Origin of the sequence: Colwellia psychrerythraea, assembly GCF_000764185.1 — a bacterium.
Lineage (GTDB): Bacteria > Pseudomonadota > Gammaproteobacteria > Enterobacterales > Alteromonadaceae > Colwellia > Colwellia psychrerythraea_B.
Map to the genome: position 1 here is coordinate 33,778 of NZ_JQEC01000057.1, position 22,083 is coordinate 55,860.

A 22,083-nucleotide genomic window follows, 5' to 3' on the forward strand; every position below is an offset into this window, starting at 1 on the left:
GTTACGCGTTTAGGTCAACAAAATGACCGGTAATAGCTGCTGCAGCAGCCATTTCAGGGCTCACTAAGTGAGTACGGCTGCCGCGACCTTGACGACCTTCAAAGTTACGATTACTGGTTGATGCACAACGATCACCTTCATCAAGCACGTCATCGTTCATGCCTAAACACATTGAGCAACCAGGTAAACGCCACTGAAAACCAGCATCAGTAAATATTTTATCTAAACCTTCACTTTCAGCCTGTTCTTTAACACGATATGAACCAGGAACTATGATAGCTTCAACAGTATCTACTACCTGTTGGCCTTGATATTGTTGAACAACACCCGCGGCGGCACGTAAATCTTCAATACGAGAGTTAGTACAAGAACCGATAAATACCTTGTTTACATGGATCTCTGTCATCTTGGTGCCAGCTGTTAAACCCATATAATTAAGGGCACTAATACAAGAGTCTTTTTCAACCGGGTCACTAAAATCGTCAGGTGAAGGTACTGCGCCATCAACGCTAATAACTTGTCCTGGGTTTGTACCCCAAGTAACTTGCGCTTTGATGTCTTTTGCTTCTAATGTTATTACCGCATCAAAGCTTGCATCCGTATCAGATTTTAAGTTTTTCCAATCAACCACTGCTTGTTCGAATACATCACCTTTAGGCGAGTACTCTTTACCTTCCACGTAATCAAAAGTGATTTGATCCGGTGCTATTAAGCCAGCTTTAGCACCAAACTCAATACTCATGTTACAAACAGTCATGCGCTCTTCCATGCTAAGCGCTTCAATTGCTTCACCACAATATTCAACCACATAACCAGTTGCGCCCGCGCTACCTGTTTTACCGATAATCGCTAAGATAATATCTTTAGCGCTAATGCCGGCACCAACTTGGCCTTTAACTTCGATTTTCATGGTTTTTGCTTTATTTTGACGTAAAGTCTGGGTAGCAAAAACATGTTCTACCTCTGAGGTACCAATACCAAAAGCAAGGGCGCCAAATGCACCGTGGGTGGCTGTATGTGAATCACCACAAACAATAATAGTACCGGGTAAAGTCAAACCTAGCTCAGGCCCAATAACATGGGCGATACCTTGATTTTTGTGGCCCATATCAAAAAGCTCTATACCAAAGTCTTTACAGTTTATTGCTAATGCGCGCAATTGATTGGCAGCGCCTTCACCGGCGGCATCAATTTTAATTGAACGCGTTGAAATATTATGATCCATAGTAGCAATAGTGCGTTCAGGATGACGTACTGGTCGATTATGAAATCGTAAGTTGGCAAATGCCTGTGGCGAAGTCACTTCATGAATCAAATGACGGTCAACATAAAGTAATGGTGTTTCTCCGTCAGCAGCTTCAACTAAATGTGTTTGCCATAATTTTTCATACATGGTTTGCGGATTTGAAATTGTCATTTTATGCGCTCTCTTTTTCTTGGAGATAGCTCAGGGTATTGCTCTAGGCATTACTATGGGCATTAATTTGTTTACAAATATAGTCACCTACTTCACTGGTAGACTTTGCATTTTTTCGTTCATCGGCAGGTAATAAGTCAGCAGTCAATACGCCGTTATCTAATGCATCAGACACTGCATCTTCAATCGCTTTTGCTGCAGCATCTTGATTTAAGCTATAACGAAGCATTAAAGCAGCAGAAAGGATTTGAGCAATAGGGTTCGCAATACCAAGGCCAGCAATATCTGGGGCACTGCCGCCAGCCGGTTCATACATACCAAAACCTTGCTCGTTTAAACTCGCTGAAGGTAACAAGCCCATTGAACCAGTAATCATGGCGCAAATATCAGATAAAATATCACCAAATAAATTAGGGCAAAGCATAACGTCAAACTGGTTAGGGTCACGTACTAGTTGCATTGCTGCGTTATCTACATAAAGGTGCTCTAATTCAACATCAGGATATTCAACCGCAACTTCTTCAACCACTTGACGCCATAATTGACTTGTTGCTAAGACATTGGCTTTATCAACAGATGTTACCTTATTATTTCGCTTTTGCGCAGCCTGAAAAGCAAGGTGTGTGATACGTTTGATTTCACGTCGTGAATAAAACATAGAATCAAAGCCAGTTTCTTCTTCACCTTCACCTTTACGGCCTTTTGGCTCACCAAAATAAATGTCACCAGTCAATTCACGCATAATTAATACGTCAAAACCTTTAGACGAAATATCACTACGTAGCGTTGAAAGCGAAGATAAGGCTGGTTGCAGTGTTGCCGGGCGCATATTACAAAATAAATCGAATCGTCCGCGCAAACCTAATAAAGCACAGCGCTCTGGTTGCTCTGTTGGGGGTAAGTTTGCCCACTTAGGGCCACCTACGCTGCCGAATAGAATAGCATCGCTAGCTTCACAGCCTGCCATAGTGGAATCAGGTAGGGCATTACCGTGATTATCTATGGCTGCGCCACCAATATCGAAATCTTTAGTGTTTATTTCAAAATCGAACTTACTCGCGACCGTGTTTAGTACTTTTTTAGCTTCAACCATGACTTCTGGGCCGATACCATCACCGGCTAAAATTGCTATGTTGGACATTTTTATAACCTTTTATATTTTAAATGCTGAGTAGTGATTGATTCGCTACTATTTTTTATTTACTTATCAAATTTTTAAGAGCGACTAAGCTTGTTTTGCTGATTTTAAATCGGCAATAGTCATCGCTCTGTGAATACTATTTAGCGCATTAACTAATGCTTGTCCTGAGGCTTCAATAACATCAGTTTCTAAACCATAACCATGGAAGTTTCTGCCTTGCCAAGTAATGATTAAATCAGCTTGGCCTAAGCCATCTTCACCGGAGCCTTTGTTTGATATTTTGTAATCGCTAACTTCAAAGTCAATATCAACACTTTGTTTAATTGCTTGGTAAAGCGCATCAACAGGGCCGTTACCTGTGGCCGCGTGAACTTTGATATTTCCTTGCTCACCGGTAATAAGTTTAATGCTGGCGGTAGAGAATTCGCCATCACCACACTGCACATTAATAGTGTCTAACTGGAAAAAGTCCTTTAAATCTTTTTGCTGTAGCTTAAATACTAACGCCTCTAAGTCATCATCAAAAACCTGACCTTTTTTATCAGCTAAGGTTAAAAAATCTGCGTACAACTCTTCAATATCATAATCACTGGTCTTATAGCCTAAGCTTTCCATTCTGTGCTTGATAACATGACGACCACTGCGAGAAGTAAGATTTAATTTAGTTTTTGCAATGCCGACACTTTCCGGTGTCATGATCTCGTAAGTATTACTGGCTTTTAACATACCATCTTGATGGATGCCTGATGAGTGGCTAAAAGCGTTACCGCCTACAATTGCTTTGTTTAATTGCACCGGCATATTACAGACAGTACTAACTAACTTAGATACGCGGGCAATTTCTTGGTGATTGATATTGGTTTTTACCCCTAATAACGCTTGGCGGGTTTGCATGATCATCGCAACTTCTTCTAATGAACAATTACCCGCTCGCTCGCCAATTCCGTTAATGGTACATTCAATTTGACGTGCACCAGCTTGCACAGCTGCCATTGAGTTAGCTACTGCCAAACCTAAGTCGTTATGGCAATGTACAGAAATTATTGCTTGGTCAATGTTGGGCACACGATTGAATAAGTCAGTGATAATGCCTTGAAACTCAAAGGGCATGGTATAACCAACAGTATCAGGAATATTTACTGTCGTTGCGCCTGCTTTAATCGCACTTTCAACCATACGACATAAATTATCAATTGGCGTACGACCAGCATCTTCACAAGAGAACTCAACATCATCGGTGTATTTTCTAGCATGTTTAACCGCGTGAATAGCCATAGCTTCAACATCACTAAATTCTTTACGTAATTTTTGTTGAACGTGAACATCAGAAGTAGAAATAAAGGTATGGATTCGGAACTGATCAGCAACTTTAAGAGCTTGTCCACAGGCATCAATATCAGCTTCTACAGCACGGGCTAGACCACAAACGCGGGCGTTTTTAATTGTTCGAGCAATTTGCTGTACTGATTCAAAATCACCAGGAGATGAAACAGGAAAGCCAACCTCCATAACATCTACCCCTAAGCGCTCAATAGCTAAGGCAATTTGTAATTTTTCATGTACCGACAAGCTGGCATTTAATGCCTGCTCACCATCACGTAAAGTGGTATCGAAAATTATTACTTGATCATTGTTAACTTGTGGATTGCTCATATGTACTTATCCTTTTTAAATCTTTGTCGATGTCTACGGTTTAATTTTCACTATTAATTGCGGACATAAAAAAACCCGCGATTGTTAGCGCGGGTTTTATTTTATTTCTAATTAGTTTCTAATATTTAAACTTATGAAGAAGCAACAAAACCTAGCCGCGCACGATGAGTGCGAGCAGGAGGTTAGTATTAATGTGCTTAATCAATTTTATCATTTTTAATGTTGTTATTAGTGTTTGGGTAGAAATTCTAAAAAAACTAATAACTATTCTTTTGAGTTGAAATATATTATGCACTATTAATAGCGCATTTGGCTTGTCTATGTCAATGAAAAAAATGAAATATGATAGTTGATAATTAGAGGTCGGAGCTGTTTGTTAAACAGCTTTAGCTAATATTGAACTGATTTTAATTGATTGTGCTTCTTTAAATTATTCATTTTAAGCGGTAATATCCCATCTAGGCAATCAGGCAGATTTAACAAATATTCAAATAACCTCACACGCTAATTGTGAAGTTATTTCGTCATCATTCTGCTTTAAAAGATTCAATTTGTACGACTAATTACCAAACACAGACTTGTTTTAAACGCTTTCTACTACCCTTTAAGTATTTTCTCGTTTGCCCTAACCCCATCATATCATCAAAAACAGAGCCGACATCTAGGTAAGTATTATTTGGGAATGTTTTGTTTAATTGGAAAATCAACATATTACTTAATACACCAGCACAAAATATAAACACCTGATTCTCAGAATTATTCTTTTCAATATAGCTGCTAAGTTCAGCTAACATAGAGTCATAATTACTGCTCCATGCATTTGCGCCAACGCGGAAACTGTCAGTAACTTTAAAAGGTAAACCAACCAAGTCTGCTTTTTCATGGCAAACCATATTGATTTTTTTTCCTTGTAAAGCCGCTATGGTACCTTTTAAGAACCCTGGATAATTTGCATTAACAAAAATGTTGGCCCAAGTGAGTTGAGCTTCATCTTGTTGGGATTGTGTACGTAAATTATCGCAGTGGCTATCACCTACACAGCAACGACAGGGCAGACCAACAAAATAGCTATCACTTTTATGTAGCAATGATAGCTCTAATATTTGGCGGTAATGTTCATCTTTTTTATTATCTGGACTGTACTTGTGCTCACCGTTGCACTTTTCAGATAAATCTATAGCTTTGCCATTAATGACTTCCATTTCGCCATCACCAAAGCGTACTAAAGAAAAGTTTTCATTGTTTTGCAGCTTTTGATTAAAAACTTGTAATTCATCGGTAAAATTCTTTTCTTTAGGTAAGGTAAAGTTGCTATGCCCTTTGACTACTTGCCAGCCATCACGTGTGTGGCTATCAACAATTTCACTGCGGGTATTTTTATGGTCTTTGGTTTTGTAAGTAGCGACATTGAGGCGACCAACAATTTTACCAAAATCAGGACGACAGCTCCACAGTGACTGATCATTTTCAGGGTGGGGTGGTACAAGAGTTTTAACACCACCATGTTTTAATGCCATATAACTTAGGTGGATATCTTCGCCGTTATCCCATGAAACAGGTTCTTCACGCCACATATAATTAACGTGGGCTTTATCCATAAACCAAGCATGTCCGACTAAATCAACTTGTACAGTTGTATTGTAGTGGTTGCCATTCCAGCCAGCTTTATGTTTACTTGAGTAACCACCTGTCGTTGGCAATAAAACACCAGAGCCGCCCAAAATACCATCATGACCTGATGTTATTGTTTTCAAACAATTTTCAAACCAACGCGGTTGTGGCAATATATCGTCATCAAAAAAGGCGACATATTTAGTACGCACTAAGTTGGCTAAAGCAAAACGGCCCCAAAAAAGAAAGTTACTATTCGACGCTACTACACGGTCGGCAAGTTTTGATAAATCTCGTAACTCATCATCACTGCGGTTAGACCATAGCCAAATTTCAGTAGGAGGAACAGTTTGCGTACGAAGGGCTTCAATTTGCTGTTCTAGGTATTCTGAGCGCTTATAGGCGGTAAGTATTACAGTAATGCCATCTTTACTTGGAGAAGGCATAGGGCTAGCATCACTATTAAATTTTATAGTATCTGGTGCTGCAGCAAGCTTTTGCTTTAAGCTCCCAGAAACTTTAACGCGCCAAAAACCTACGATGCGAGTGTTAAACCACCACTTTATTTTTTGAGTTAGCGTTTTTTTCTGTTTAAAAGACATAGGAGGTACCCAATAAAAAGTATTGGCTTAGTTTTTAGCTAAGCATTTATTTGTTTATTTATTATTCGCACAAGGCATCTAAAATTTTCTGACAAGCATTTCCATCACCATATGGGTTATGGGCAATACTCATATTTAGATATGTTTGTTCGTTATCCATCAGCTCAGCTATGTTATCAGTAATCTTTTTAACATCAGTACCGACTAGTTTCACTGTTCCCGCCATTACGGCTTCTGGGCGCTCGGTTGTATTTCGCATCACCAGAACAGGCTTGCCCAGAGAGGGCGCTTCTTCTTGAATACCACCAGAGTCTGTTAAGATAATATGCGCTTGCGTCATTAAATAAATGAAAGGTAAATATTCTTGTGGTTCGATTAAGAATATATTGTTTATACCCTGCAGTAGGCGATTTACTGGCTCTCTAACGTTAGGGTTTAAATGCATAGGGTAAAGTATTTGAGCATCGGGGTAGCGCTTTGCAGTAAGTGCTAAGGCTTGGCAAATGTTTTCAAAACCATCACCAAAGCTCTCGCGGCGGTGCCCAGTAACCAAAATTAATTTCTTAGACTTATCTAACATGTTGAATTTAGCGGCTAAGCTTGCAGTTAATTCATTATCTTGTGTTATCTTGTCTTGTATCATCAATAGCGCATCAATGACGGTATTGCCAGTGACAATGATATCTTGCTCTGCATAGTTTTCCAATATTAGGTTTGCTTTAGATGTTTCTGTCGGAGCGAAATGATATTTTGTTAAGGCGCCGGTTAACTTTCTATTGCCCTCTTCTGGCCAGGGTGAATATATATTTTGGGTACGTAAACCTGCTTCTACATGTCCAACAGGTATCTGTTCGTAATAAGCAGCTAACGCTGAGGCAAAAGTTGTTGCGGTATCGCCGTGTACCAGCACAACATCAGGTTTAAACTCGTTTAAGATGGGCTTTAATTTTATTAAGATTCCGGCTGTGACATCATTTAACGTTTGACCTGCTTTCATTAGGTTTAGGTCGAAATCTGGTGTTATTTTGAATAAGTCGATGACTTGATCAAGCATTTCTCTGTGTTGTGCTGTGACACAAACTTTAGACTCAAAACGTGAATCATCAGCTAGAGCATGGACAAGGGGGGCCATTTTAATTGCTTCTGGTCGAGTTCCAAATACAGTTAATACTTTCATATTTTTACTCTCTTATTCTTGTAAACGTCTAATTTTGCTGCGAACTCTTGATACGTTAGAGTCTTTGGTGTAACGACCTTTCTGCACGTGACGGATTTGGAATACACCAGCAATATCTAATGGAATGCCTTCACTAGAAATTAACCACTTAAAAGCAGTATCTTCATAGGTTTTACGCCAGCGTTCATCTTCAGTTTGGAACATTTTTAGTTTTTCACAATAACCTATCGCGCGAGCTACATCACCATGTACAATTTGAAATGCACCTTTAGCTTTATCACGTGAATGTAAACTGAAACCATCAGCGTCGATATCAACCAGTTGAGGTTCACTATCTTGACGTAACATAGGATCGTCTTGCGCTAACATCTCAGTGGTTCGTTCTTGTTGAGGGTAGTACAAACTTTCTCGTTTACCTTGTAGTTGTTCAGCTAAAGAATCTAAGCAGTTTTTATGGAAGATAATGTCGCAGTCGGTAAACCATAACCAGTCGGCTTTTGTAGCACGTGCAACCATGTTACGGCCGATACCACGTCTAAATAGTTTCCCTTTAGACAATACTTGGAAATTCCAAGTGACATTTGCAACCGATTTTTTACTGAAAAAATCCAATACTGCTTGGCTTTTACCGTCTTCTTTAGCATAAAAAACAGTCACAGTGAGCGCACACTTGGTTGGCGGGAAATTAACAAAAGAGCTCAATTGATAGGTGAGCATATTTGAATATCCCCAACAATGACTAACAATTTCTAATTCGAAAAAACCATCAACAGCTTTGCGTTCTTTAAGTGCGGGCAGGGGGGCTCTAAACCAAGAAACAGGTAAAATACGAGTTATAACTAGACGAAAGAAGTGAATAGCATATGTATTATACCAGCGAGGCGCGTATGTTTTGCTCGTTTTCATGGCTTTTTCGCTTCTTAGTTATATATATTTATAATTATCGATTGATGCAGTATATCATCATTTATATTTTTTAAAATTAGCTGTTAATTATTATTTACTTAGCCTATTAGCAATACTAATTAACTGTAAGCCTAGCTAAGGCTTTAAAAACGATATTCCCACTTTATATAGGCATCAAATTGAGTACCATCTTTATAATTAGGATCTTCATCAATACTGTCATCTTTATTATTGGCAAACTTGGAGTTAGTCACTATCATGCCAAGGGTAAAGCGAGAGTCAAAGGCGATAAATTTATATTGACCATCAAATTGCAAAACATCTTCAGCCACTTTTGATACTGGATTTCCTAGATTAATATTATCAAGGTATCGATCAATGTTATCGGTATTTAATTGTGCTTTTCTGAACTTTAATTGCCAGCTGTTGCCAGTTGTTGTTTGAACTAGAAAAGTAGCGACGATAGTTTTTGCATCATTATCATAAGTTGAACCAATAGTGCGGTGATTATAACGATAGCCTGATTTATAAGTACTATGTTCATAAAAACAATTTAGTGTTGGATCATTGCCACCACAAGCGACTTGAGTATCGGTAAACTCTAGGTTTGCCAATATACGCTGATTAAATAGTTTAAAGCGCGTTTCAATGCCATACATATCAGCTTTATCGGTAATTATGCCTGCATTAGGAGAGCCATCTTCACCTATAGTTTGGAAATAAAGTGCATAAGGCAATTCAAAAAGAGTATCAGACCAACGTATATCATAACCAGCTAAGTGGTTACCTTGATAGGTATTGTTAGAAGGATCACAATTAGGATCGCCATTGGCACACTCTTGACCACCTAAAAGTATTTTAAAGAAGTCTTTTATTGAGCTTGGTTGACCTTCGCCTGCCCATTGAAATGACCAAGAAGCGCCAACTTCTAATCCTCGAAGAGGACGGAAAGTTGCACGTGTACTCCACATCATGGCATCAGGTACTTCGCGGCTTTCTTCTAATTGCGCCATTTGTGCGGTAAGTGTCCAAGGACCGATCCAACTTAACCAAGGCGTTTCAAAAGCTTCAGAATTATCACGGGTAATACTCAAGGCCGGTAAGGGCCTTGAGTTGGTTGTCATTATTAAATTAGTATCTATACCTGGTCCCCACCAGCGCTCGATAGCTCCTGCACTCAATACCCAGTTACCTATCTTGTAGGCCAAATAACTACCGTCAAAGTTGGCATCGCTACCTTGGTTTAACTCTGGATTGTCATCTAATCCTATTCGGTAATTAACTTGTAATTTACCTGCTAGGTTGCCAACAAAAAACTCATCAGAAAGTTCAAAGTTTCCTTGATCAAAATTATCATTACCATAGCTGGTAAAACGATTAGCGCTGCTGGCTAAATAAATAGTTTTTTTAGTGGTATTTTGATTACTTGATGCATACTTAAAACTATACTTAACGTGATTCAGCGCTTGAAGCTGTTCATCATTAAGTAAAGCTGTATTAACTGATAAAATGTCATCTTTGATGGCATTCCACATCAGTGGGAAAGTCGTAACCGGCGCGGTTATTATGCCACTGTCTGCAAGCAATTGAATATCGCTTCTTAAGGCAAGATCATCCGGCTCTACCCAAGGGGCAGCAAAACTTGCATTGAAAAGAGCAGTTAAAATAAGCGTGCCAAAAAAGGCCAAACTAGGCTTTAAAAACATTAAATAGTCCTAAATAGTGCAGTGTATATATAATGAAGAAACTACAGTAAAGAATATGTAGAAAAACTGCGATAATAAAATTGCGCCGATTGTATCAGTGTTGTCCTGTTAACTCATCTACTGTTTACGGAAAATAACAAAAATAAACAACGGCAGATGTTAGAGCATTGGCTTATTTTCAGGTAATATGCCTGACTTTATTTCTTCTTATTTTACTTGGCATAAACATCAATGAAACTTAACTGCGTTTTATTCATCCCTGTTTCTTCATCGTCTGGCATAGGTGAGTACATGCGTTCACTCATTATTGCTAAGGCGCTGAAAATCCGTTGGCCAAATATCAGTATCCACTTTATATTAAATAAGCAAGTCAGCTACTTTAATGATTGTCCTTATATAGTTCACGGCTGCCAGAACTCTCCAACAAAAGATACCGCAACAGTTAACCGTATTATTGAGCAAGTTTCCCCCAACCTGGTGATTTTTGATGCATCAGGTCGAGCTGCACAGTTCAAAAAAGCTAAGGCTACTGGTGCTAAAGTTGCGTTTATCTCCCAGCATAATAAAAAACGTAGTCGAGGTTTGAAATTAAACCGTTTAGCAAGTACTGATATTCACTGGGTGGCGCAGCCAGACTATTGCATAAAGCCGATAAGTTTATGGCAGCGAGTTAAGCTTGCCCTTTTTAATAAAAAAGCACCTAAGAACTTAGGACCGGTCTTCGAGTTAAGTAGTGATGAATACCAAGCCAAACTACTGGTACGCTATGACTTAGTAAGAGAAAATTATCTTGTTTTCAATGCTGGCTCAGGTGGACACTTAGTTTCAGGGAAGCTTGCTGCAGATATCTATTATCAAGCAGCACAGGAGTTTTACTTACAGACAGGTATTCAATGTATTGTTATTTTTGGCGATAACTACCCTAAAGAACTTCCTGAAAATAATGATATAATCTGTATTAAAAGTATAACAAATAAAGACTTTATTTCATTAATAATTGCCGCTCAAGCCTGTGTTATTAGTGCCGGCGATACATTATTACAATGTATCACTTTACACAAACCTTGTGTCGCGGCACCTGTTTCCCCGGATCAACCGATGCGCTTGAAATTATGTCAGGCAAAGCGGCTAGTATTGGCGGCGGCGCCGTTATCTGAAAGTTTAGTGTTGCAAGCTAAACGATTAATTACACAAAATGAACGTCAAGCTCTGCTTAATAATATGGCAAAACAAGCGCCGTTAAATGCTCTTGAGTTGATCGTTGAGGATATAGCTTCACTTTTTACTTTTGATCAAAAAACACAATAAAGGCTGATAGTTAAATGAAAAATATTGTCATAGTCATCGATGGTTTAACAGGTGGTGGCGCTGAACGGGTAATGATCAGTTTAGCTACAGAAATAGTTAGACAAGGGCATAAAGTTACCATCTTATCATTAAGTAACCGTTGCGATTATGTTGTGCCTGAGGGCATTACTGTTTGTTACCTTTTTAATCATAAGGCCTCGAAAGTAGATAGGTTGTGGCAACTTAAAAGCAGTGTTGCTAAAATTGAACGTTGGTTTTTTGATTATGAACAACAATCGACGGCCTTCGATCTTGTCTTATCTAATTTAGATCGTAGTAATAATTTACTTGCCAAAAGCTGTATTCGTTCGGTTTATTATATTATTCACAACAGTGTTGAAGAAGAGTTACAGCGACAAAAAAAATTAGGGCCTTTTGCTTATTGGTACTTATATAAATCTAAAAAAAATCTGTCAGGCAAAGATTTAATCTGTGTTTCTAAGGGGATTGAGCAGGAAATAAAGCAAGGTGATGTCATACAAGCACAAAGCATTGCTACGATTTACAACCCCTTTGATATAGATGATATTCAGAACAAATCGTTAATAGTAGATAATGCTATCCCACAAGAGCCATATATTATTCATGTTGGCCGCTTAGCAAAGCAAAAGCGCCATGATATTTTATTTGAAGCTTTTTCACGGGTATCAAAAGAGGTTAAGTTAGTACTGCTTTGTAATAAGCCAAAAAAAGTACTTAAAATGGCGAGTAAATACGGCGTGGCGGACAGACTTATATTGCCCGGTTTTCAAGCTAATGCTTATAATTGGATAAGAAATGCAAGAGCATTAATACTTAGCTCTGATTATGAGGGCTTACCAACTGTATTGTTAGAGGCTATTGCCGTTAATACTAAAGTTGTCAGCACTGCATGCCCTCATGGTCCAGATGAAATATTAACGGGATCATTAGGTGATTATTTAGTACCTAGGCGAGAGCCAGAGGCGCTAGCAGAAGCGATAAATCGCATTTTAATAACTGAGCTTGATTTAAGTGAGGCTGATATTCTTAATAAGGTAAAGGCTAGTAATATTGCTAAAAAATACTTAAATTTAGCGGGTTAGATATCGCTAATTGATTAGTACCTCAAATTGAGTTTTGAGGTACTGAAGTTTACTTATAAAGCTATGACCAGTTTTCCATAGCACCACGACGTCGAGTAAATATTTTTGGTAAAATCAAGCCTAAGATCAATCCAATACCTAGTACCAGAGCACCATTATAGAACCACTGTCTTTTAATGTTGGTATCCTGATCTTTAATTTTAGTGCGGGTTTTTTCTAATGTAACAGTTAACTTTTTAAGCTCAGATGACAGCTTTCTCTTATCACTGGTGAGTAGATTCACTTTGCTTTTTAGTTCATTTACTTCGCCATCAAGTTGACTGGTAAAATCACTGCTATTAGCAATCTTTCCATTTAACTCAGCGACAACAAATCGTAATCCAGCCTGTGTAGTTACATATTTAGTTTCAACCCAGGTTGCACGATTTTTATCATCAATGATTTCACTGTAACCATTATCTTCAGAGCCAGTGATTTTAACGTCAGAGCCAGCGATGATAGTACCTAAAATTCTATAGTTGGTGCCGGGACCTGCGTGCATATATATGAATAACTCATCAGAGATATAGCCCTGCTTGTAATTATTTTCGGCTGCCTGAGCAGATAAAAAAAGCGAGCTAGATAAAGTGATAGCAAAAAGTGCTATGACGTTGATAACGTTATTCATAGAAAAACCAATGTAGTAAATAATTCAAGGAAGACAAGATATTATGTGTTTGCCGCTTTGATGGCAAGCTAAGAATGATATCAAGCTGCACAAAAGTTAGCTCAAAGCATATGTCATTTGTGCTTTTGTTAACACGGGACGGCTAAGGCAATCAAATCGGCTTTCTTATCCACCTAGTAAGTCTTTCGTAGCCTAGCAGCCAGCCTACTTGAGTTTACAGTAATTAAGAGAGCACTCTCTATTGGCATATTGATACACTAACGGTATGCTTGTTAAGTTATTGGTCAGATACTTAATTAGGACAAAATGGTTATTGAAATAGAATTAAAGTATTCCTTGCTTAAAAGTCGTGAATTGGCAACATCGGAACAAATACAGGCTAAGGTTAGTCAGTTATTTTCTGAACATGAATTACTCTTTGTTCATCAAGAGCAGCAACTAAGTAATCACTATTTCGATACTGAAAACCTAGCGCTTCGTAAAAATAAAATTGCCTTACGTACCCGAGGAACTAAACGCTTAGGTGAAGATAAGCAGTTTGAACAAACTATAAAAACCTCAGGTTCTGTTATTGGTGGTTTGCACCAAAGACCAGAATACAATGTTGATATAGACGATGCGAAACCGATTTTAGACCTATTTTCAAAGAGCATTTGGCAAGCAGGTACAGATGTTAATCAATTACAACAACAAATAGTTGAACTTTTCACTACTAACTTTACTAGGCATACTTGGCTGGTTAGCTTAACTAATGCTCAAGTCGAGGTTGCCTTTGATTACGGCGAGATTGCTTGTCAAGCAAGTGCAAACAAACCGTGTATATATGAACTTGAGCTAGAGTTAGTTAGTGGTGATGCTCAAGCGTTATTTGAGCTGACTAAAATATTATTTAGCCAATTACCTTTGCGGCCAGGGCTGTTAACCAAAGCTGCTCGTGGTTATGCCTTATATCATCAGAGTATTTCATCAACTGAGCTCGTTGAGACTAAATGCGTTACTGAGACACCCGTTGAGCAGTTATCTCTTTCGATGATAAATTTACCAACAGACAGTAATTTAAATTGTGCCTTTAACCATGGTATAGAGTTTTCTTTAACTCAGTTACAATATAGTGTTGATAGTTACGTTGAAAAGCCATCATTAAGTAAACTTAGTAAAATAAGCGAATTACTTGCGTTACTTCGACATGGTTTTTGGCTTTTTAGTGAGTTATTAACTGATGAGCAGAAAGCGCTTCGCAGTGAAATTAGTTATTTTATTCGGACCATACATTGGGTCGATAATGCTCATTATATTCAATTGCTAACCAGTAAACAAAGTTCATATCAAAAAGCAGCTTCGGTTAATCAAGAATTAATCATTAAGTTGCAACTGACTCAAAACCGTTACCCATCTGAGTCACAAGTTTTAGCATTATTGCACAGCGAGCGCTTTAATAATCTACTGTTAAGTTTACTCATTCTATTACTTGAAAGAAATAGAGCAAATACTAAAGAGTCACCAAGCGACCCTTCATTAGTTGATTTTGCTGTGCAGCAGTTAACTAATGGCACTCAAGTGTTGAATAATGAGTTGGTTAAACTGACGCAGCCCTTGGGCTGTTCATCTACCAAGCTATATTTAACTGCTCATAGTTCATTAATTAGAGCCTTATTAACCACAAGTTGGTTTAGTGGCTTGTTTGCTGAATTAGAAAGCGAACAAGTTAAAAAGTTTAGTATGCCTTGGTTAGACATTAAGCAAGGTATTAGTGAGCTACAATCGTTGAACTTATTACAAGAACAGCTAGTTCACTTGCCTACGCCAGAAATAAAATTATCAAACTGGTTAACTAGTAAAAGTGAAAATTTAATTATCGCGCTAGATCAATCTAGTGCTAAAGCCTTAACAATGAAACCCTATTGGCCATAGATATCATGATAAAAAATAAGAGATTAACTTCGATTTCACTAAGTTTATTTATCTTACTGTTGTTCAATAAAGCTTTAATGGCAAACACCTATGATTTAGGGGATGTGAATAAGCGGCTGATAGGTGAGCCTAAAATGCACACAGTAGTTAAGGGTGACTATTTTCAGCAATTAGCAGAGCAATATAATGTTGGTTTTTTGGCTTTGCTAGCAGCTAATCCAAAGCACGATCCTTTTTTACTTAAGATAGGTTCACAGCTTGTTATTCCTAACGAAATGTTGCTGCCTTTTATTACGCGTAAAGGCATAGTGATCAACTTGCCGGAATTACGTTTATACTACTTTTTGCCGAAAGAGAATAAGGTACATGTTTTCCCTGTAGGTATTGGCAGGCAGGGTTTATCGACACCTTTAACTAGTACTACTATTGGTGAAAAAAGAAAGGATCCTATTTGGCGGCCGACAAAAGAAATGCAGGATAGACACTTTGCCCAGTATGGTAAATACCTGGCTAAAGAAGTCCCTGCTGGTCCTAATAACCCCTTTGGTAAATATGCTTTACGTTTAGGTACCAGTGAATACTTAATTCATGGCTCGAATAAACGGTTTGGTATAGGCATGCGTGCTAGCTCTGGCTGCATTAGAATGTATGATGATGACATTAAATGGCTCTTTGATAATGTCCCTCTAGAAACTAAAGTAAGAGTGATCAACCAACCCGTAAAAATGTCTTATGAAAATGGCGAGAAACAATTAATAGAAATACATCAACCGTTAAGCGAGCTTGAGGTAAGTAAAGGTAATGTAATCTTAACCCAAGCTATGCAGCGATTTGTTGGCACTAAGCGTGAATACTGGCAGCAACTCTTACCAGTTATTGAGAAACCCCATGGTTTAGTCGTTGAACTGATTAAATAACGTTGAAGTTAAGCTCTGGATAAGCAATAAAAGCCGGGTAAACAGGGCTCTGGATAAGAAGCACTTGCCCAATGTCCCCCTTTATCCAATTCTCAGCGTTAAAACGTCGATAAATAACCCGTTATTCATAAATGTTTTGCCTTGATAATTGAATAAATTGAAACACTGATAGAGCATATATCTACTTAACCCTGCAAGTTTTGTTCTTAACAACCGTAAGTTGTTGTTTTTACTTAAACACAAAATACTCATTATCTAGATTTCAGGTTAGATAATAAAAAAGCACCGACAGGTGCTTTTTTATTATTATTGCTAACTAAACTGGTAATAAATATTATTTTTTATAAGAAGCTACAACGTTATCAATACGTTCGTTAGCTGCCTTAGCATCGCTAGCTGCTTGCTCTGCCGCTGATTTTGCTGCTTGTACATCTGCTGCGCTAGCCTGTTGTTGTGCTTCTAAATCAGCAACTTGGGCTGACAAAGCATCAACTTTATTTGTTAAAGAGGTAATATTAGCATCAAGTGCATCAGTATTTGCACAAGCTGTTAGTGTTAAGGCTAAAGAAATTGCGGTAATTTTTTTTAACATAATGATATCCCAAGTGAAGTTATTATTTATTCCATTCATTGCAGTATGGCACAAAAGAAAACTTTAACAAAGCAGTTACATATTGATATTAAATCTTGTATTTATTGTGGAAATCAAGATTCAATTTCATCGTGACTAGCAGAGTTTATATGGGCGATTAAATCATCCATTAATTTTTTCTTAATTTCTAATTGATCTTCCGCGGCTAATTGATATTTTTTAGCGAGAATTTGATAATCGCTGGGCGCCAAGCTTACAGTTAAGCGAGGTCTTTTTGGTCTTTTGTTAATCGGTAACCCTAAAATATCACGGATTTGATCTGAGGGGCTTAAGCCAGCATCAAGGGCTTGCTTACGGATTGATAATTGAATTTTTTCATCCATATCAAAAGCTACTTGCACAGCTTTTATTGCTTTAACTGATGATTGCCATTTCTCGGGGATTTTTCGCGCCATCTTACCTTCCAAATAACTTTCCGAATGAGTAATTTTTGAATTGTTAGTGAATGATTTTTGCTTAACTTCCTGGGTACATATCAATTATATCACTAAGCGGCCTAAATAAAGTTAAACACACTTCAGTATCACCGTCTTGCCAGACCTCAACATCAATACCTTTGCTCTGATCTTCATTATAGAGGCTATATAATTCGAATTGCTCGCCGCTATCTTTGCCTTCGTAAGCTGATAGGGTTTCACTGCGATGATCTTTACGGTGAAAAAAACCTACTTTAGCAAAAACACTTTGCTGATATTGTTCGCTACTCCACATCGCGGTGATGTCACTATCAGATTTTTTATCTAAAAAAGCTTCGCCTGGTTCATCAAATACTTCAGCAAACTTATCTAAATCAAATAGTTTTTCTACATCTTCGTGTTGAATTTTTAATGATATTTTTAACTCGGTAATATCATCAACTTCAAGTGATAAAAATATCTCTAAGCTATTAGTGCCAAGTAAAGCCCATTCAGTTTGTACTTTATTTTCAAACTCATAACTATTAACGGCTTTTACTTGAAATTCTTGACCACGCAATGATTCAGGTAAGGCAAAACTATCAGTTAGTACAATAATATCACCAACGAGTAATTGATTAACCTTGGATAATTTCCTTGGTTCGTTCGATGATTTACTAAATATCTTTTTAAAAAAATTCATAGGATTACCTGAATTGAGCGGAGACTCGCTTAGTGGAGTCGAAATAAAAGCTTACTAAGCCGAGCAGATGTAAGGCATATATAATATGAAGCCAAAAAAGCCAGTTAACAAAATTAACTGGCTTAGTTTAGCTTACTTCTGTTTAGCTTTTAAACGTTCTAAAACTGAAGTAGCACTGCTATCTGGTGAACCGATACCCGCTGCTTTTAATTGTGCTTGCAGTGATGTATCAGAGTCTTCAGACTCTAGCAATTCAGCAGCTTTCATTTTATCATCAAACTTTTGTTGTTTGGCTTTGATTCGTTCTAATGAATCTTTTGCACTCAACAACTTAGAGTTGCTTGATGAGAAATTATCAGTAATTGCTGATGTTGCTTTTTGTACACTTTCAGTGGTTTTAACCATAGAAAGCTGACGTTTATGCTCTGCAACTTGGCGTTCACTTTTCTTCACTAACTCTTTCAAGCGATCAGCACTGCCACTAAAACTATCGTGAGCTTGTTGTTGATCAGCTAAACTGCTTTCTAAGTTAGCAATTTTTTCGGCTACTGCTACTGCTAAAGTCTCATCACCTTTATTAAGCGCTTGCATTGCATAGCCCTCATGCTCTGAAACTTCACGGCTTAAACGGTCTACTTCACGTTTTGCTGACATTTGCTCAGCCATCACACCCGTTAAGTCACGTTTGGCTTTGGTTAAATGATTTTCTGCATCACGAATTTCTTGCTCAAAAATACGAGTTGCATTGGCATCGATAATTGCTTCACCAGCTTCTGATGCACCGCCGCGAATTGCGGTCATGATTTTTTTAAATATACTCATTATTTACTCCACTCATTCCCAATTAGGGGATAATTAAAGGTGACTCTTAATAGTTTTAAACTAAAGTAAGTATTCACTCATATCATCAATAACTTCTACAGCATTATTACTTAATACTGCTAATTCATGCTCGACATCATCAAAACTAGAACTGATAGATAGAGCGCCAAACACCACATACTTATCACCAATTTTTGAAAATGATGATAATGGCATAGGGATGTTCATTTCTAACATGCTCTCATGCATAGCATTAACACATTCGGGTTTAACTTCCTCGCTGCCCCACAAGTAACTGATGCAAAGAATTTGATCTTCGGTTACTGAAACAAAAACTGGTAACTCTTCACGCCCTAAAATGCTTATTTGCAAGACGTCAACTTCGCCAGATATTGGTTGGCAATCAAAGCTCATTCCTGTGTCTGAATTATCTGCCAAGCTGTTTAAGTGATCGGCTATAGTATGAATATTCATGTATTTCCTATCCTTCCTTTCTTTAATGAAAAAGTTAGATGACATATTATGTCGCCTGAGTTAAATTTAACACCTTGACATATTATGTCAAGGTGTTTTTATAAACTAATTGTTACTGTTTAGTATTTCTCAGGTTTATTACTAAGTTTTAATACTAATTAATAACCATTTGGGCATTAATGATTAATTCAAGCCTTGTTGATCTTGCCAAGCCTTTTGATGTAATTGGTAAATGGTATGGCTACCCAATATATTAATGCCGATTTCGGCTTTATTTTGATAGAAATCATTTGGGAAAATAAAAGCCGCCTTTAATATAGCTAAATTTAACCATTGATGCGCTACAGGCAAGTTAATTAGTTTGTTTAATCTTGTTAATGGGCTAGCGCCACTTTTAGAGGCTATGGTCCACCCCCACTCACCAAAGCTAGGCACATTATCGTGATACTGCTCTACATGGGCAAACTTAGCTGCGGCTAACGTATTACCGATAGCAATGAAAGAATCTTTAGCGTGATATGGACTCGTTGATTGAATGGCTATCAACCCATCGCCCGCAAGTAATAATTTAAGTCGAGCGTAAAAGTTGACTGAATAGAGTTTATTCAGATCGGGATGGCTTGGATCGGGCAAATCAACAATAATGGCATCGAACACTTGTCGGTCTTTTAACAACTCGTTGATAGCTATAAAAGCATCGGCTGGAATAATAGTGACACGTTCATCCTGTAAGCTCTGTTTATTCAAATGTAATATTTGACTTGCTAAACGAGAGTTTACCAACCCTTTTGGCTGTTTAAATATATCAATAAGTTCGCTATCTAAGTCGATTAAAGTCACCCTTTTAGGGTTATATTTTAACACATCTCGTAGGGCTAAACCGTCACCACCACCAATAATTAATATATTGTCATGTCGTGCAGAGCCGGCCATTACAGGTGCAACGAGGTAATCATGATAAATATGTTCGTCAATGGAAGAAAACTGTAAGCGTCCATTTAAGTAGAAATTGATGATATTGTCTTGCTCAAGTCCCATATGACGTTCGGTAAAGGTTAATTGTTGGTAGCGAGTTTTGTCGGTGTGCACCACTTTATCAAGGTAGAGCAGGCTGTTCATTTGATTAAGCCATTGGTTGCCGAAATTAAACATCAAGATAATCACTAAAACTAATAGACAGTGCAAACCAACAAATGTTTTTCGCCAATTTAGATGCTGCCAATAGCGTAGGATAAAAAAGGCACCAGCAATAAGATTTAAACTAGCTGTGAGTGCCGCGGCTTTACTGATATCAATACTCAGTAAAAAAATGACCCAGATAGCAGCACCAATACCAGCACCAACATAATCAGCGCCATAAATAGTCCCTAAATTGTTAGCCAGGTGTTGCTGATGAATTTGCTCACGAATGCGCGCAATTAAAGGGATTTCCATACCAATAAAAAAACCGAGTATCACGCCAAAAAAGTAGGGGCTATTAAAGGCAAGCCAACTTAGTTGTTGAAAAAGTCCACCTTGTGGCTTCATATCTGGCGGTAGCGATAACATGTTAGCAATCAGCTCCGGAAATATTTGCGTGATAGCAATTAAAGCGCCGATAATTAAAATGGCGCAACTACCAATCAAAGCAATTATGAGCTCAAGCCAAACAAAGCCGTTAAAAGCGCAGCGCACATTTCGGGCTGCAAAAGCGCCCAGTCCCATCGACACAATCATCAAACCAATCATGGTATAGATAGTACTTTCCATCACGCCTAATACTCGACCTGCGTAATGAGATAACAAATATTCATATATAAGGCCACAGCCAGCGAGTACTGCCATGGTTAAAATGAGTAAGGTATCGTCGAGCAGATGAGACTTTTTCTGAAGTAAGGTGTTTTGAGACATATTCGCTTTAGTTTTAATAGGAGAGGCAGATTTATAGAAGTATTTATGGCTGTTTTAACAAGCGACCACCAACGAATAATTAATCGTTGATGGTCTATTTGATTATTTACTTATGCCATTAGCGCCGTTAAAATTAAGGCAATAGCAATACTGGTAGCCATCTCAATACTGGCAACTCCGATATTATGTTGTTGATCAACTTCTTCAACCAAATTAATGCCCCAAAGTACAATTCGCTTAGCAATGGCAGTCAGCAGTGCGACCAATAAAGTCATAACTACGCCAATGACTAACCAACCAATTAAATTCACCACTAAGGTATCAGGGCTATAAACTAGAAAGTAGCTCGCGGCAGTTACGGCTAATGCGGTACTAATCACTTGACCACTATAACGAATGGCTAAGGCGAGTTGACCATTACTTAATGCCTCTTGTAAGCAGTCTTCTTGGTTATTTTTAGCGTATTGTTTTTCACGGATACGGGTGACAATAACTAGTACTGTTTGTGCGACAAAAAATCCGCTGGTTATAGCAATAAAAGTACTTAAATCTAAGCCATCTACCCAAACTAGCACAGCTCGAATAACAAGGGCTGTCGCAATAGCGCCAGCAGCATCAATAATACCGATAGTAAGGTTTTTTTCGATTATGAGTGCATTTTTGTCTAAGCGTTGCAACGCCACTTTATCATGAATAATACGACCAATTTTTATCAATATTAAGCCATAACCACCGTATGCCAGCATTCCTATTGCTTCCATGGCATAACTGCTTGCTGCTTCACCGGTAATAGCGCCGGTAAGTACGATGCCTAGCGCTAATATGCTACCTGCAACACTGATACCAAAGGCAAAGTTATCTTCTTTAGCTAATTCATCGGTACTGTTTACTTTGGCACTTAGCCCCGAAAGAAAGCGCATAGCTCCTAATAGTAAAATAGCTATGGAAACATCAATGGCTAAATAAATAAGTAAGTCTTGATTAACACCAACGAGTTGGATCAATGAGTTCATAATTTTGTTGTTCCT

General features: G+C 38.0%; 19 protein-coding genes. 4 read left to right on the forward strand and 15 right to left on the reverse strand.

The genetic code is table 11. From position 1 onward, the window contains the following. Position 1: 1 nt before the first annotated feature. The 7 genes from leuC to GAB14E_RS03850 form a co-directional block, all read right to left on the reverse strand. On the reverse strand, positions 2-1,417 hold the full coding sequence (gene leuC, locus GAB14E_RS03880; protein WP_033083925.1) for a 3-isopropylmalate dehydratase large subunit: 1,416 nt from the start codon (positions 1,415-1,417) through the stop codon (positions 2-4). A gap of 43 nt (positions 1,418-1,460) precedes the next feature. Next, complete coding sequence (leuB, locus tag GAB14E_RS03875) at positions 1,461-2,558, reverse strand: 3-isopropylmalate dehydrogenase (RefSeq protein ID WP_033083926.1); 1,098 nt, start codon at positions 2,556-2,558, stop codon at positions 1,461-1,463. An 84-nt stretch (positions 2,559-2,642) separates the two neighbouring features. After that, positions 2,643-4,211 (reverse strand): 2-isopropylmalate synthase, encoded by a 1,569-nt coding sequence (leuA, locus tag GAB14E_RS03870; RefSeq protein WP_033083927.1) that lies wholly within the window; start codon positions 4,209-4,211, stop codon positions 2,643-2,645. Positions 4,212-4,774: 563 nt separating this feature from the next. Then, positions 4,775-6,424, reverse strand: coding sequence for a glycosyltransferase family 2 protein (locus GAB14E_RS03865; RefSeq protein WP_033083928.1), 1,650 nt, complete (start codon positions 6,422-6,424; stop codon positions 4,775-4,777). 61 nt (positions 6,425-6,485) lie between these two features. Further along, complete coding sequence (wecB, locus tag GAB14E_RS03860) at positions 6,486-7,601, reverse strand: non-hydrolyzing UDP-N-acetylglucosamine 2-epimerase (protein WP_033083929.1); 1,116 nt, start codon at positions 7,599-7,601, stop codon at positions 6,486-6,488. A gap of 12 nt (positions 7,602-7,613) precedes the next feature. Next, the gene (locus GAB14E_RS03855; RefSeq protein WP_033083930.1) at positions 7,614-8,507 is read right to left on the reverse strand and encodes a glycosyltransferase; all 894 of its coding nucleotides are present in this window, start codon (positions 8,505-8,507) and stop codon (positions 7,614-7,616) included. A 143-nt stretch (positions 8,508-8,650) separates the two neighbouring features. After that, a complete protein-coding gene (locus GAB14E_RS03850; RefSeq protein ID WP_052094002.1) occupies positions 8,651-10,213 on the reverse strand; it encodes a capsule assembly Wzi family protein in 1,563 nt (520 codons plus the stop codon). Positions 10,214-10,444: 231 nt separating this feature from the next. On the opposite strand from GAB14E_RS03850, the gene GAB14E_RS03845 reads away from it, so the two are divergent. Continuing rightward, positions 10,445-11,521, forward strand: a complete 1,077-nt coding sequence (locus GAB14E_RS03845) for a glycosyltransferase family 9 protein (RefSeq protein ID WP_033083931.1) — start codon at positions 10,445-10,447, stop codon at positions 11,519-11,521. A gap of 14 nt (positions 11,522-11,535) precedes the next feature. Then, positions 11,536-12,624 carry a glycosyltransferase gene (locus GAB14E_RS03840; protein WP_033083932.1) on the forward strand — a complete coding sequence of 363 codons (1,089 nt, stop codon included), beginning with the start codon at positions 11,536-11,538 and terminating at the stop codon, positions 12,622-12,624. A gap of 61 nt (positions 12,625-12,685) precedes the next feature. On the opposite strand, the gene GAB14E_RS03835 is transcribed toward GAB14E_RS03840, so the two are convergent. After that, positions 12,686-13,291, reverse strand: coding sequence for a TIGR04211 family SH3 domain-containing protein (locus tag GAB14E_RS03835; protein WP_033083933.1), 606 nt, complete (start codon positions 13,289-13,291; stop codon positions 12,686-12,688). A gap of 306 nt (positions 13,292-13,597) precedes the next feature. Between GAB14E_RS03835 and GAB14E_RS03830 the strand changes: the two genes are divergently transcribed. Together GAB14E_RS03830 and GAB14E_RS0123400 are read left to right on the forward strand one after the other, a co-directional pair. Beyond that, positions 13,598-15,202, forward strand: coding sequence for a CYTH domain-containing protein (locus tag GAB14E_RS03830; RefSeq protein ID WP_033083934.1), 1,605 nt, complete (start codon positions 13,598-13,600; stop codon positions 15,200-15,202). Between the two features lie 134 nt (positions 15,203-15,336). After that, entirely contained in the window at positions 15,337-16,119 is a 783-nt protein-coding gene (locus tag GAB14E_RS0123400) for a L,D-transpeptidase family protein (protein ID WP_231562099.1), read from the forward strand. Positions 16,120-16,453: 334 nt separating this feature from the next. On the opposite strand, the gene GAB14E_RS03825 is transcribed toward GAB14E_RS0123400, so the two are convergent. The 7 genes from GAB14E_RS03825 to GAB14E_RS03795 form a co-directional block, all read right to left on the reverse strand. Continuing rightward, entirely contained in the window at positions 16,454-16,711 is a 258-nt protein-coding gene (locus tag GAB14E_RS03825) for an Lpp/OprI family alanine-zipper lipoprotein (protein ID WP_033083935.1), read from the reverse strand. A 113-nt stretch (positions 16,712-16,824) separates the two neighbouring features. Then, positions 16,825-17,166 (reverse strand): hypothetical protein, encoded by a 342-nt coding sequence (locus GAB14E_RS03820; RefSeq protein ID WP_033083936.1) that lies wholly within the window; start codon positions 17,164-17,166, stop codon positions 16,825-16,827. 61 nt (positions 17,167-17,227) lie between these two features. Further along, positions 17,228-17,869: a hypothetical protein gene (locus tag GAB14E_RS03815; RefSeq protein ID WP_033083937.1), complete on the reverse strand. Its 642-nt coding sequence runs from the start codon at positions 17,867-17,869 to the stop codon at positions 17,228-17,230. A 132-nt stretch (positions 17,870-18,001) separates the two neighbouring features. Further along, complete coding sequence (locus GAB14E_RS03810) at positions 18,002-18,691, reverse strand: PspA/IM30 family protein (protein WP_033083938.1); 690 nt, start codon at positions 18,689-18,691, stop codon at positions 18,002-18,004. Between the two features lie 60 nt (positions 18,692-18,751). Next, positions 18,752-19,165 carry a YjfI family protein gene (locus GAB14E_RS03805; protein WP_033083939.1) on the reverse strand — a complete coding sequence of 138 codons (414 nt, stop codon included), beginning with the start codon at positions 19,163-19,165 and terminating at the stop codon, positions 18,752-18,754. 183 nt (positions 19,166-19,348) lie between these two features. Further along, positions 19,349-21,055 carry a polyamine aminopropyltransferase gene (locus GAB14E_RS03800; protein WP_033083940.1) on the reverse strand — a complete coding sequence of 569 codons (1,707 nt, stop codon included), beginning with the start codon at positions 21,053-21,055 and terminating at the stop codon, positions 19,349-19,351. A gap of 110 nt (positions 21,056-21,165) precedes the next feature. Next, on the reverse strand, positions 21,166-22,068 hold the full coding sequence (locus GAB14E_RS03795; RefSeq protein WP_033083941.1) for a DUF350 domain-containing protein: 903 nt from the start codon (positions 22,066-22,068) through the stop codon (positions 21,166-21,168). Positions 22,069-22,083 lie beyond the last annotated feature (15 nt).

What these genes read in the sequence shown, in the direction of transcription:
- leuC (WP_033083925.1), bottom strand. Translation starts at nt 1,417, where the DNA reads ATGACAATTTCAAATCCGCAAACCATGTATGAAAAATTATGGCAAACA.
- leuB (WP_033083926.1), bottom strand. Translation starts at nt 2,558, where the DNA reads ATGTCCAACATAGCAATTTTAGCCGGTGATGGTATCGGCCCAGAAGTC.
- leuA (WP_033083927.1), bottom strand. Translation starts at nt 4,211, where the DNA reads ATGAGCAATCCACAAGTTAACAATGATCAAGTAATAATTTTCGATACC.
- GAB14E_RS03865 (WP_033083928.1), bottom strand. Translation starts at nt 6,424, where the DNA reads ATGTCTTTTAAACAGAAAAAAACGCTAACTCAAAAAATAAAGTGGTGG.
- wecB (WP_033083929.1), bottom strand. Translation starts at nt 7,601, where the DNA reads ATGAAAGTATTAACTGTATTTGGAACTCGACCAGAAGCAATTAAAATG.
- GAB14E_RS03855 (WP_033083930.1), bottom strand. Translation starts at nt 8,507, where the DNA reads ATGAAAACGAGCAAAACATACGCGCCTCGCTGGTATAATACATATGCT.
- GAB14E_RS03850 (WP_052094002.1), bottom strand. Translation starts at nt 10,213, where the DNA reads ATGTTTTTAAAGCCTAGTTTGGCCTTTTTTGGCACGCTTATTTTAACT.
- GAB14E_RS03845 (WP_033083931.1), top strand. Translation starts at nt 10,445, where the DNA reads ATGAAACTTAACTGCGTTTTATTCATCCCTGTTTCTTCATCGTCTGGC.
- GAB14E_RS03840 (WP_033083932.1), top strand. Translation starts at nt 11,536, where the DNA reads ATGAAAAATATTGTCATAGTCATCGATGGTTTAACAGGTGGTGGCGCT.
- GAB14E_RS03835 (WP_033083933.1), bottom strand. Translation starts at nt 13,291, where the DNA reads ATGAATAACGTTATCAACGTCATAGCACTTTTTGCTATCACTTTATCT.
- GAB14E_RS03830 (WP_033083934.1), top strand. Translation starts at nt 13,598, where the DNA reads ATGGTTATTGAAATAGAATTAAAGTATTCCTTGCTTAAAAGTCGTGAA.
- GAB14E_RS0123400 (WP_231562099.1), top strand. Translation starts at nt 15,337, where the DNA reads ATGCACACAGTAGTTAAGGGTGACTATTTTCAGCAATTAGCAGAGCAA.
- GAB14E_RS03825 (WP_033083935.1), bottom strand. Translation starts at nt 16,711, where the DNA reads ATGTTAAAAAAAATTACCGCAATTTCTTTAGCCTTAACACTAACAGCT.
- GAB14E_RS03820 (WP_033083936.1), bottom strand. Translation starts at nt 17,166, where the DNA reads ATGGCGCGAAAAATCCCCGAGAAATGGCAATCATCAGTTAAAGCAATA.
- GAB14E_RS03815 (WP_033083937.1), bottom strand. Translation starts at nt 17,869, where the DNA reads ATGAATTTTTTTAAAAAGATATTTAGTAAATCATCGAACGAACCAAGG.
- GAB14E_RS03810 (WP_033083938.1), bottom strand. Translation starts at nt 18,691, where the DNA reads ATGAGTATATTTAAAAAAATCATGACCGCAATTCGCGGCGGTGCATCA.
- GAB14E_RS03805 (WP_033083939.1), bottom strand. Translation starts at nt 19,165, where the DNA reads ATGAATATTCATACTATAGCCGATCACTTAAACAGCTTGGCAGATAAT.
- GAB14E_RS03800 (WP_033083940.1), bottom strand. Translation starts at nt 21,055, where the DNA reads ATGTCTCAAAACACCTTACTTCAGAAAAAGTCTCATCTGCTCGACGAT.
- GAB14E_RS03795 (WP_033083941.1), bottom strand. Translation starts at nt 22,068, where the DNA reads ATGAACTCATTGATCCAACTCGTTGGTGTTAATCAAGACTTACTTATT.